The following is an 11,646-nucleotide window of genomic DNA, read 5'->3' on the forward strand; positions in this document are numbered from 1 at the left end:
CCGATATCAAGCCGCAACCACCTGCACTGGCACGCCGTTGAGCGCTGCATTGCCCGACACTGCGTCCAACTGGCGCTCATCGGTGAGGTCGTTGGCGCTGGCGCCGGGTTGCTCCTGGGCGATGCCCATGCGCACCCCGGCACGGGCATGACCAAAGCCATGGGGCAGGCTGACCACCCCTGGCATCATGTCGCAGCACGCCTGTACCTCGACCTCGATTTCCCCGACCCGAGAGCTGACTCGTACCCGCTGGCCATCGCACAACTGGCGGCCAGCCAAGTCATCCGGATGCATCAACAACTGATGACGAGGCTTGCCTTTCACCAGCCGATGATAGTTGTGCATCCAGGAATTATTGCTGCGCACGTGGCGTCGCCCGATCAACAGCAATTGATCGGCCGCCAGCGGCTGTTGCCGGGCAAAACGCTGCAGATCGTCGAGAATCGCCTGCGGGGCGGCTTGAATCCGTTGGTCTGCCGTCTTCAAGCGCGCCGCCAGGTTCGGCTGCAGCGCTCCAAGGTCGATACCGTGCGGGTGCTGATCAAGGGTCGCAAGCGACAGCTTGAACGCGGAGGCGTCACCATAGCGGCCCTGACGCAGGCCGGTATCGATCATCTGCGCAGGCGCCAAGGTCGGCTTCAATGGCTTGTCACCGAGGGCGGCAAAGGCCTTGGCCAGGCCAACGAATATCTCCCAGTCATGCAGGGCACCTTCGGGCTTGGGCAGAATGGCCCGATTGAAACGGCTGACATTGCGTACCGCGAACAGGTTGAAGGTGGTGTCGTAGTGATCATTCTCCAGTGCCGAGGTGGACGGCAGGATCAGGTCGGCGTACCGAGTGGTCTCATTGATGTACAGATCGATGCTAAGCATGAACTCAAGACCGTCCAGGGCCCGCTCCAACTGCCGGCCATTGGGCGTGGACAGTACCGGGTTACCCGCGACCGTCACCAGCGCGCGGACCTGCCCTTGCCCTTCGACCAGCATCTCCTCGGCCAAGGCCGCCACCGGCAGTTCGCCGCCGTACTCGGGCAGCCCTGAGACCCGGCTCTGCCAGACATTGAAATGCCCGCCCGAGGTGCTGGCCACCAGATCCACCGCAGGCTCGGTACACAGGGCACCACCAACCCGGTCAAGGTTGCCGCTGACCAGGTTGAGCAACTGCACCAGCCAATGGCACAAGGTGCCAAAAGCCTGGGTCGAGACCCCCATACGCCCGTAACAGACCGCCTTGTCGGCGCCGGCAAAGTCCCGGGCCAGCTGGCGAATCACCTCGGCCTCAATACCGCAAAGCCGGCTCATCGCCTCGGCAGTGAACGGTGCAATCGCTGCCTGCACCTGGTCCAGACCCTCGACCGGCAATGCCGTTGGACGGGTCAGCCCCTCGGCAAACAGGGTATTGAGCAGACCGCAGAGCAGCGCCGCATCAGCGCCAGGGCGAATGAACAGATGCTGGTCGGCCATGGCCGCCGTCTCGCTACGACGCGGATCGACCACCACCAGCTTGCCGCCACGGGCCTGAACCGCCTTGAGCCGCTTCTCGACATCCGGCACGGTCATGATGCTGCCGTTGGAGGCCAGCGGGTTGCCGCCCAGGATCAGCATGAACCCGGTGTTGTCGATGTCCGGGATTGGCAGCAACAGGCCATGACCGTACATCAGGTAGCTGGTCAGGTGCTGTGGCAACTGGTCCACCGAGGTGGCCGAGAAGCGGTTACGGGTCTTGAGCAGGCCGAGAAAGTAGTTGCTGTGGGTCATCAGCCCGTAGTTGTGCACGCTGGGGTTGCCCTGGTAGACGGCCACGGCGTTTTGCCCATGGGCTTGCTGGATGGCCCAGAGCTTTTGCGCGGCCAGCTCGAAGGCCTCCTCCCAACTGATCGCCTGCCAGCCGTCAGCAACCCGTTTGTGCGGTGCCCGCAGGCGATCGGGATCATTCTGGATGTCTTGCAGGGCCACCGCCTTGGGGCAGATATGACCGCGACTGAAGCTGTCCTGGGGGTCACCCTTGATCGAGCTGATGCGCGGGGCGACGTCGGGCTCGTGGGTGATTTCGACGGTCAAGCCACAGATGGCTTCACACAGATGACAGGCACGATGATGCAGCGTCTTGTTCATGGCCACCTCTTTCGGGCGTCTGGAATGAGCCTGACTATGAGCCTGCCCCCGCCCACGCACCAGCGAGGTTCGCCGCGTGAATCTTCGGCCATCAGGCACAACGATCCGACGCCGCGCCGCTACCGGGTTTGCCAAGGCGCTGGCAGGCGGTGTAAAACCCTGGTGTAACTATAAAAAAAGCTTCTGACCAATGGGTTACGACACCGCCTGAAACATCGGCGACGAATCCCCCTCTTGGTATGACGCGACATTTAATTATAGTATTGCGTCTTCCCCTAATTCGTCGCCCCGTGCGGCTTTCGCCGCAGGTCACTTCCGTTGTTTTGAAAAGCCGGTATCGCTGACCTGCGGTCTGTTGCAAAAAGGTAGTCAAACATGAGCGCTAGGCACTTTCTCTCCCTGATGGATTTCACACCCGACGAACTGCTCAGTGTGATCCGTCGAGGTATCGAGCTGAAGGACCTGCGTAACCGCGGCGTACTGTTCGAACCGCTGAAAAACCGCGTGCTGGGGATGATCTTCGAGAAATCCTCGACCCGCACCCGCCTGTCGTTCGAAGCCGGCATGATCCAGCTCGGCGGCCAGGCCATCTTCCTCTCGCCACGGGACACCCAGCTGGGCCGTGGCGAGCCGATTGGTGACTGTGCCATCGTCATGTCGCGCATGCTCGATGCAGTGATGATCCGCACCTTCGCCCACAACACCCTGACCGAGTTCGCCGCCAACTCGCGGGTGCCGGTGATCAACGGCTTGTCCGACGACCTGCACCCGTGCCAGTTGCTGGCCGACATGCAGACCTTCCTCGAGCACCGCGGCGCAATCCAGGGCAAGACTGTGGCCTGGATCGGCGACGGCAACAACATGTGCAACAGTTATATCGAGGCGGCCATCCAGTTCGACTTCCAGTTGCGCATCGCCTGCCCGGCCGAATTCGAGCCCAATCCACAGTTCCTGGCCCAGGCCGGTGAGCGCGTGCAGATCTTCCGTGAACCCAAGGATGCAGTGCAGGGTGCTCACCTTGTGAGCACCGATGTCTGGACTTCCATGGGTCAGGAAGAGGAAACTGCACGGCGCCTGGCGTTGTTCGCGCCTTACCAGGTAACCCGCGAACTGCTCGATCTGGCAGCACCCGATGCCCTGTTCATGCACTGCCTGCCCGCTCATCGCGGCGAGGAAATCAGCCTGGACCTGCTCGACGACCCACGTTCGGTCGCCTGGGACCAGGCCGAAAACCGCTTGCATGCACAGAAGGCGCTTCTCGAATTTCTTGTTGAACCGGCCTATCACCACGCATGAGTCAACCTTTACTGCTTAACCTGCGCGAGCTCGCCTGTGGCTATGGCGAGCAGCGCATCGTCCAGAACCTCAACCTGCACCTGAACGCTGGCGACATTGGTTGCCTGCTGGGCTCCTCAGGCTGCGGCAAAACCACCACCCTGCGCGCCATAGCCGGTTTCGAACCGGTGCACGAAGGCGAGATCCAGCTTGGCGGTGAGGTCATCTCCAAGGCCGGGTTCACCCTGGCACCGGAAAAGCGCCGGATCGGCATGGTGTTCCAGGACTACGCGCTGTTCCCGCACCTGACCGTGGCCGAGAACATCGCCTTTGGCATCGGCAAGCACCCGCAGCAGCGTCAGGTGGTTGAAGAGATGCTCGAGCTGGTCAAGCTCGGCGGCCTCGGCAAACGCTATCCCCACGAGCTTTCCGGCGGCCAGCAGCAACGTGTGGCCCTGGCTCGCGCATTGGCACCGGAGCCACAGCTGCTGCTGCTCGATGAGCCGTTTTCCAACCTCGACGTAGAGCTGCGCCGGCGCCTGAGCCATGAAGTGCGCGACATCCTCAAAAGCCGAGGCACCAGCGCAATTCTGGTGACCCACGATCAGGAAGAAGCCTTCGCCGTCAGCGACCATGTCGGTGTGTTCAAGGAAGGTCGCCTGGAACAGTGGGATACCCCCTACAACCTCTACCACGAACCACTGACGCCATTCGTGGCCAGCTTCATTGGCCAGGGCTATTTTATCCGTGGCCAGTTGACCAGCCCGGAGTCGGTACGTACCGAGCTGGGCGAGCTGCGCGGCAACCGGGCCTATACCCTGACGCCTGGCAGCGCCGTGGATGTGCTGCTGCGCCCGGACGACATCATCCATGCCCCGCACAGCGAGCTCAAAGCGCTGATCGTCGGCAAGAGCTTCCTTGGTGCCTCGACCCTGTATCGCCTGCAACTGCCGACTGGCAGCCAGCTGGAAGCGATCTTTCCAAGCCACAACGACCATCAGGTCGGTAGCGAAGTGGGCATTGAAGTGGCGGCGGATCACCTGGTGGTGTTCGCGGTGCCCGGCAGCGTCGCGGCGCAGTTGCCAATGCCGGAGAACGGCGTTCGCCGGTACAGTTCAGCGGTCTGATCAAGATCAATCGCGGGGCAAGCCCGCTCCCACAGTGGGAGCGGGCTTGCCCCGCGATGCCGTTCAATCATTCACGGCCAATGGCGGCAAATCTACCCTGGGTATGCTCGACCAGCACCGCAGGCGCCAACTCGACTTCCAGCCCCCGACGGCCAGCACTGACGAAAATGCGCTCAAACAATTGAGCCGACTCGTCAATGAAAGTACGCAGGCGTTTCTTCTGCCCCAGCGGGCTGATCCCGCCCAATAGGTAACCGGTGGAGCGTTGAGCCGCCGCCGGGTCTGCCATCTCGCACTTCTTCACCCCGGCAGCCTGGGCCAGATGCTTGAGATCCAGGCTACCGGCCACCGGCACTACTGCCACCAGCAACTCGCCCTTTTCGCTACTGGCCAACAAGGTCTTGAACACCCGCGCAGGCTCAAGATTGAGCTTTTCAGCCGCTTCCAGGCCGTAAGAAGCAGCCTTTGGGTCATGCTCGTAACTGTGGATGTGGTGGTCGGCGCGAACCTTTTTCAGCAGATCCAGGGCGGGGGTCATGCAGGACTCCAAGCAGAGGGGTGAATGCCATTTCGCCGGTTACTTTAGGGCAAAACCCCAAGCGCAACCAACGCCCATCACCGCCGCCAATAGTCAGATTGTGAATGGTCGTTCACTTTCGACCTTTGACATAAGCGTTTCTTGTCTATATTTTTTCGATTCTGAATATAGCCATGCCCCGATAAGGTGCATTTTCTGCCGCCGCCCGACCGAAATGGGGATTTCTGTCGGGTTTTTGTCGAGCGCTCACTGCGCCTCACAACAACAAGAACCGAGGTAACGAATGACGACTGCTCTGCGACAACCAACACTTTCAAGCCAGTGCATGGCCGAATTTCTCGGCACCGCGCTGCTGATCTTTTTCGGCACCGGTTGCGTCGCTGCGCTCAAGGTTGCGGGTGCCAGCTTTGGCCTGTGGGAAATCAGCATCATCTGGGGCGTCGGCGTAAGCATGGCGATCTACCTGACCGCCGGGGTATCCGGTGCGCACCTGAACCCGGCAGTGAGCATCGCCCTGTGCCTGTTCGCCGGCTTCGAGAAGCACAAGCTGCCGTTCTATATCGTCGCCCAGATCGCCGGCGCCTTCTGCGGCGCGGCGTTGGTATACACGCTGTACAGCAACCTGTTCTTCGATTTCGAACAGGCCCATGAAATGATCCGCGGTAGCCAGGCCAGCCTCGAGCTGGCCTCGGTGTTCTCCACCTACCCGCACCCGGCACTGTCCACCGGCCAGGCCTTCTTGGTCGAAGTGGTCATCACCGCCGTGTTGATGGCAGTGATCATGGCCCTGACCGATGACAACAACGGCCTGCCGCGCGGCGCCATGGCACCGCTGCTGATCGGCCTGCTGATTGCCGTGATCGGTAGTGCCATGGGCCCGCTGACCGGCTTTGCGATGAACCCGGCGCGGGACTTCGGGCCCAAGCTGATGACCTTCCTCGCCGGCTGGGGCGAAGTCGCCTTTACGGGCGGTCGTGACATTCCCTATTTCCTGATTCCTGTTTTTGCGCCGATCATAGGGGCAAGCCTTGGGGCGGCCCTTTATCGTGGCGTGATCGCCCGAAACCTGCCGGTTGCCGAGAGCGAAAGCGCCCAGACCGACGCCAACCCTCAGGGCAAGACCCAGGCATCCTGATGCCTGCAGTGGCGAGCCAGGCTCGCCCTGCCCTGATCTCTACCCTATTGAGTGCAAGGCCAACGATATGACAGACACCCAGCACAAGAACTACATCATTGCCCTGGACCAGGGCACGACCAGTTCGCGGGCCATCATTTTCGACCGCGATGCCAACGTGGTTGGCACCTCGCAGCGCGAATTCGCACAGCACTACCCTCAAGCCGGCTGGGTCGAGCACGACCCGATGGAAATCTTCGCCACCCAGAGCGCGACCATGGTCGAAGCCCTGGCCCAGGCTGGCCTGAGCCACGACCAGGTGGCGGCCATCGGTATCACCAACCAGCGTGAAACCACCGTGGTTTGGGACAAGGAAACCGGCCGCCCGGTGTACAACGCCATTGTCTGGCAGTGCCGACGCAGCACCGAGATTTGCGAGCAACTCAAGCGCGACGGCCTGCAGGAATACATCCGCGAAACCACCGGTCTGGTCACCGACCCGTACTTCTCCGGCACCAAGCTCAAGTGGATCCTCGACAACGTCGAAGGCGCCCGTGAACGGGCCGAGCGTGGCGAGCTGTTGTTTGGCACCGTCGACAGCTGGCTGATCTGGAAATTCTCCGGCGGCAAGGTGCACGTCACTGACTACACCAACGCCTCGCGCACCATGCTCTTCAACATCCACACCCTGAAGTGGGATGAGAAGATGCTTGAGGTGCTGAACATTCCGCGGCAGATGTTGCCCGAAGTACGCAGCTCCTCGGAAGTCTACGGCCGCACCAAGAGCGGTATCGCCATTGCCGGTATTGCCGGCGACCAGCAGGCCGCGCTGTTCGGCCAGATGTGCGTGGAGCCGGGCCAGGCCAAGAACACCTACGGCACCGGTTGCTTCTTGCTGATGAACACCGGCGACAAGGCGGTCCAATCCTCCCACGGCCTGCTCACCACCATCGCCTGTGGCCCGCGCGGCGAAGTGGCCTACGCCCTGGAAGGTGCGGTGTTCAACGGCGGCTCCACGGTGCAGTGGCTGCGTGACGAGCTGAAGATCGTCAACGACGCCCACGACACCGAGTACTTCGCCAGCAAGGTCAAGGACAGCAACGGCGTCTACCTGGTGCCCGCCTTCACCGGCCTTGGCGCTCCGTACTGGGACCCCTATGCCCGTGGCGCATTGTTCGGCCTGACCCGTGGGGTCAAGGTCGATCACATCATTCGCGCCGCCCTGGAGTCGATCGCCTACCAGACCCGCGACGTGCTCGATGCCATGCAACAAGACTGCGGCCAGCGCCTGAGCGAACTGCGGGTCGATGGTGGCGCTGTCGCCAACAACTTCCTCATGCAGTTCCAGGCCGACATCCTCGGTACCTGCGTCGAGCGCCCGCAAATGCGCGAGACCACTGCCCTGGGCGCCGCCTACCTGGCGGGCCTGGCCTGCGGTTTCTGGAGCAGCCTGGATGAACTGCGCGGCAAGGCCATCATCGAGCGCGAGTTCAGCCCGCAACTGGACGAAGTGCAGAAAGAGAAACTCTACGCCGGCTGGCTGAAGGCCGTGGATCGCACCCGCGACTGGGAACCGCACGAAGAGTGATAGCTTCGCGGGGCAAGCCCGCTCCCACTGTGGGAGCGGGCTTGCCCCGCGATTGTCCAGGCGACTGGCCGTCAGACTCATCCTGCGGCATCATGGCGAAATTTGCCCGGCTGCCCCAAAGGACCGCCCATGAATCTGCCTCCTCGCCAACAACAAATCCTCGAGCTGGTCCGCGAACGCGGCTATGTCAGTATCGAAGAAATGGCGCAGCTGTTCGTCGTTACCCCGCAAACCATCCGCCGTGACATCAACCAGTTGGCGGAGGTCAATCTGCTACGCCGCTACCACGGTGGCGCAGCCTACGATTCCAGTATCGAAAACACTGCCTACGCCATGCGCGCCGACCAGATGCGCGACGAAAAACAGCGCATCGCCGAAGCCATTGCCGCGCAGATTCCCGATCACGCCTCGCTGTTCATCAACATCGGCACCACCACCGAATCCATCGCCCGCGCCCTGCTCAACCACAACCACTTGAAAATCATCACCAACAACCTGCACGTGGCTTCGATCCTCAGCGCCAAGGATGATTTCGAAGTACAGCTGGCCGGTGGCAATGTACGCCGCGATGGCGGCGTTGTGGGCCAGGCCAGCGTCGACTTCATCAACCAGTTCAAGGTCGACTTTGCCCTGGTCGGCATCAGCGGCATCGATGAAGACGGCAGCCTGCTGGATTTCGACTATCAGGAAGTCCGGGTATCCCAGGCGATCATCGCCAATGCCCGCCAGGTCATCCTCGCCGCCGACTCGAGCAAGTTCGGCCGCAACGCCATGGTGCGCCTGGGCTCGATCAGCCTGATCGACTGCCTGGTAACCGACCAGGCGCCGGTGCCCGCCCTCACGCAATTGCTCAACCAGTACAAGATCCGCCTCGAAGTGGTCTGAGCCACTGCCCGCTGCCATCGCAACGGTGGCAGCGCGAATGTTCGTTATTTTTCATTTATTTGTCATCTGATCAGTATTTTCTATGGGAAGGGGCTGGCGAGCAGCATTTTGTTGCGCTAGTATTTTCGAAAGTGAACATCAATGTTCAGATTCGATGTCGGAAAGACCTTCAGGAGGCCACTCGTGTCCCAATCCAGCTTGCCATCGCCCGCCCTTGCCGAACTCTATGACCTCGCTGTAATTGGCGGTGGCATCAACGGTGTGGGGATTACCGCCGATGCAGCCGGACGCGGTCTTTCCGTGTTCCTTTGCGAAAAGGACGACCTGGCCAGCCATACCTCTTCGGCCAGCAGCAAGCTGATCCACGGTGGCCTGCGTTATCTTGAGCATTATGAGTTCCGGCTGGTGCGCGAAGCCCTGGCTGAACGCGAAGTGCTGCTGGCCAAGGCTCCGCACATCGTCAAGCCGATGCGCTTCGTGCTGCCGCATCGCCCGCACCTGCGTCCGGCGTGGATGATCCGTGCTGGCCTGTTCCTTTACGATCACCTGGGCAAGCGCAAGCAGCTCGGTGCATCAAACAGCCTGCGCTTTGCTCCGGGCAATCCACTCAAGCCTGCCATCACCCGCGGTTTCGAGTACGCCGACTGCGCCGTGGATGACGCCCGCCTAGTGGTGCTCAACGCCATGGCCGCCCGCGAAAAAGGTGCAGACATTCGCACCCGCACCCGCTGCATCAGCGCCCGCCGGGTCGATGGTGTGTGGAACGTGCAGCTGGAAAACGCCGACGGCAGCCAGCAGTCGATCCGTGCCCGCGCATTGGTCAATGCCGCCGGGCCATGGGTGGCCAAGTTCATCCAGGACGACCTGCAACTGGAAGCGCCCTACGGCATCCGCCTGATCCAGGGCAGCCACCTGATCGTGCCGAAACTGTACGACGGCGAGCATGCCTACATCCTGCAGAACGAAGACCAGCGCATCGTCTTCGCCATTCCGTACCTGGAGCGCTTCACCCTGATCGGCACCACCGACCGTGAGTACACCGGCGACCCGGCCAAGGTTGCGATCACCGAAGGCGAAACCGATTACCTGCTCAAGGTGGTCAACGAGCACTTCAATCACCAGCTCAGCCGCGCCGATATCCTCCACACCTACGCCGGCGTTCGCCCGCTGTGCAACGACGAGTCCGACAACCCGTCGGCCGTTACCCGCGACTACACCCTGGCGCTGTCGGCCAGCAGCGGTGAAGCTCCACTGCTGTCGGTGTTCGGCGGCAAGCTGACCACCTACCGCAAACTGGCCGAGTCGGCCATGGCCGAGCTTGCGCCCTTCTTCACCCAGATGCGCGGCAGCTGGACGGCCAGCGCACCGTTGCCGGGCGGCGAAGACATGAGCACCCCGCAGGCATTGGTCGATGCCATCCTGGCCCGCTGTGGCTGGTTGCCGGCCGAGATTGCCAAGCGCTGGGCGCGCACCTACGGTAGCCGCGTCTGGCGCTTGCTCGAAGGTGTACAGGGTCCGCAGGACTTGGGCGAGGCCATTGGCGGTGGCTTGTTTACCCGGGAAGTGGATTACCTGTGCCGCGAGGAATGGGCGGTGAACGCCGACGATATCCTCTGGCGCCGGAGCAAGCTGGGGCTGTTCACGACCGCAGCAGAGCAGCAGGCGCTACAGGATTACCTTCAGCGTCTGGAACTGAACCGCGCAGGTGTTCAAGCGGCTTAGTAAGCAGTTGAAAAATATCGCGGGGCAAGCCCGCTCCCACCAATTAGAGTGGGAGCGGGCTTGCCCCGCGATTCGGTTTTCCGAACGAAAAACCCCGCCTCATTCGGCCATCCGGACGAATCCTACCTCGCACAACCCGTCAAAAAAGATTAATCCCCAGTTTTTTCAGGGCGTTATGATCGACATCAGGGCTTGGCACGAGTCATGCTCTACACTCAGTACCCGAATGCGCAAAACGCTTCACTGCAGTGTTCGCTGAACGAAAGAGCCCGCCAACGGCTCCATAAAAAAAACAACGTCGAGGAAATTTTGATGCGTATCGTTCCCCATCTGTTGGGCGCCGCTGTTGCGGCCGCTTTGATCAGCACGCCAGCCTTCGCTGCCGAACTGACCGGCACCCTGAAAAAGATCAACGAGTCGGGCACCATTACCCTGGGGCACCGTGACGCTTCCATTCCGTTCTCCTACATCGCCGACGCTTCGGGCAAACCCGTCGGTTACTCCCATGACATCCAGCTGGCTATCGTCGAGGCCCTGAAAAAGGACCTGAACAAGCCGGACCTGCAGGTCAAATACAACCTGGTCACCTCCCAGACCCGTATTCCACTGGTACAGAACGGCACCGTTGACGTCGAGTGTGGCTCGACCACCAACAACGTCGAGCGCCAGCAGCAAGTCGACTTCTCGGTCGGCATCTTCGAGATCGGTACCCGCCTGCTGTCCAAGAAAGACTCCAGCTACAAGGACTTCCAGGACCTGGCTGGCAAGAATGTGGTGACCACCGCCGGTACCACCTCCGAGCGCATCCTCAAGTCGATGAACGCCGACAAGCAGATGAAGATGAACGTCATCTCTGCCAAGGACCACGGCGAATCGTTCCAGATGCTCGAATCCGGTCGCGCCGTCGCCTTCATGATGGACGACGCCCTGCTAGCCGGCGAAATGGCCAAAGCCAAAAAGCCAACCGACTGGGCCGTCACCGGTACCCCGCAGTCCTATGAAATCTACGGCTGTATGGTGCGCAAGGACGATGCTCCGTTCAAGAAAGCGGTCGATGACGCCATCGTTGCCCTGTACAAATCGGGCGAGATCCAAAAGATCTACGACAAGTGGTTCCAGTCGCCAATCCCGCCTAAAGGCTTGAACCTGATGTTCCCGATGAGCGACGAGCTCAAGGCGCTGATCGCCAATCCTACCGACAAAGCTGCAGACGAAAAGAAGTCCTGATTCCCAGCTAGTTAGTGTCTAACCTTTCATCCGAGGGCGCCTGCGCCCCCGGATG

Annotated in this window: 9 protein-coding genes; 7 read left to right on the forward strand and 2 right to left on the reverse strand. The window is 61.3% G+C overall.

Features of this window, described 5'->3' with window-relative positions:
• Nucleotides 1-6 precede the first annotated feature (6 nt).
• Nucleotides 7-2,115, reverse strand: coding sequence for a molybdopterin oxidoreductase family protein (locus M5G17_RS19255; protein ID WP_273894493.1), 2,109 nt, complete (start codon nt 2,113-2,115; stop codon nt 7-9).
• A gap of 375 nt (nt 2,116-2,490) precedes the next feature.
• Here M5G17_RS19255 and argF point away from each other — a divergent pair, with 375 nt between their 5' ends.
• The gene (gene argF / locus M5G17_RS19260) at nt 2,491-3,411 is read left to right on the forward strand and encodes an ornithine carbamoyltransferase (RefSeq protein WP_273894494.1); all 921 of its coding nucleotides are present in this window, start codon (nt 2,491-2,493) and stop codon (nt 3,409-3,411) included.
• The gene (locus M5G17_RS19265) at nt 3,408-4,517 is read left to right on the forward strand and encodes an ABC transporter ATP-binding protein (RefSeq protein ID WP_273894495.1); all 1,110 of its coding nucleotides are present in this window, start codon (nt 3,408-3,410) and stop codon (nt 4,515-4,517) included. The genes argF and M5G17_RS19265 overlap by 4 nt, the downstream gene beginning before the upstream one ends.
• Before the next feature lie 67 nt (nt 4,518-4,584).
• Here the strand turns inward: M5G17_RS19265 and ybaK are convergent, their stop codons facing one another.
• Nucleotides 4,585-5,055, reverse strand: coding sequence for a Cys-tRNA(Pro) deacylase (gene ybaK, locus M5G17_RS19270; protein WP_273894496.1), 471 nt, complete (start codon nt 5,053-5,055; stop codon nt 4,585-4,587).
• A 283-nt stretch (nt 5,056-5,338) separates the two neighbouring features.
• On the opposite strand from ybaK, the gene M5G17_RS19275 reads away from it, so the two are divergent.
• The 5 genes from M5G17_RS19275 (at nt 5,339) to M5G17_RS19295 (ending at nt 11,591) form a co-directional block, all read left to right on the forward strand.
• Nucleotides 5,339-6,190: an MIP/aquaporin family protein gene (locus tag M5G17_RS19275; RefSeq protein WP_273894497.1), complete on the forward strand. Its 852-nt coding sequence runs from the start codon at nt 5,339-5,341 to the stop codon at nt 6,188-6,190.
• Nucleotides 6,191-6,257: 67 nt separating this feature from the next.
• Nucleotides 6,258-7,757 carry a glycerol kinase GlpK gene (gene glpK / locus M5G17_RS19280; protein WP_273894498.1) on the forward strand — a complete coding sequence of 500 codons (1,500 nt, stop codon included), beginning with the start codon at nt 6,258-6,260 and terminating at the stop codon, nt 7,755-7,757.
• A gap of 129 nt (nt 7,758-7,886) precedes the next feature.
• The gene (locus M5G17_RS19285) at nt 7,887-8,642 is read left to right on the forward strand and encodes a DeoR/GlpR family transcriptional regulator (RefSeq protein WP_273894499.1); all 756 of its coding nucleotides are present in this window, start codon (nt 7,887-7,889) and stop codon (nt 8,640-8,642) included.
• Between the two features lie 183 nt (nt 8,643-8,825).
• Nucleotides 8,826-10,364, forward strand: coding sequence for a glycerol-3-phosphate dehydrogenase (gene glpD / locus M5G17_RS19290; RefSeq protein WP_273894500.1), 1,539 nt, complete (start codon nt 8,826-8,828; stop codon nt 10,362-10,364).
• 312 nt (nt 10,365-10,676) lie between these two features.
• Nucleotides 10,677-11,591: a glutamate/aspartate ABC transporter substrate-binding protein gene (locus M5G17_RS19295; RefSeq protein ID WP_273894501.1), complete on the forward strand. Its 915-nt coding sequence runs from the start codon at nt 10,677-10,679 to the stop codon at nt 11,589-11,591.
• Nucleotides 11,592-11,646 lie beyond the last annotated feature (55 nt).

Source organism: Pseudomonas rubra (assembly GCF_028656935.1).
Lineage (GTDB): Bacteria > Pseudomonadota > Gammaproteobacteria > Pseudomonadales > Pseudomonadaceae > Aquipseudomonas > Aquipseudomonas rubra.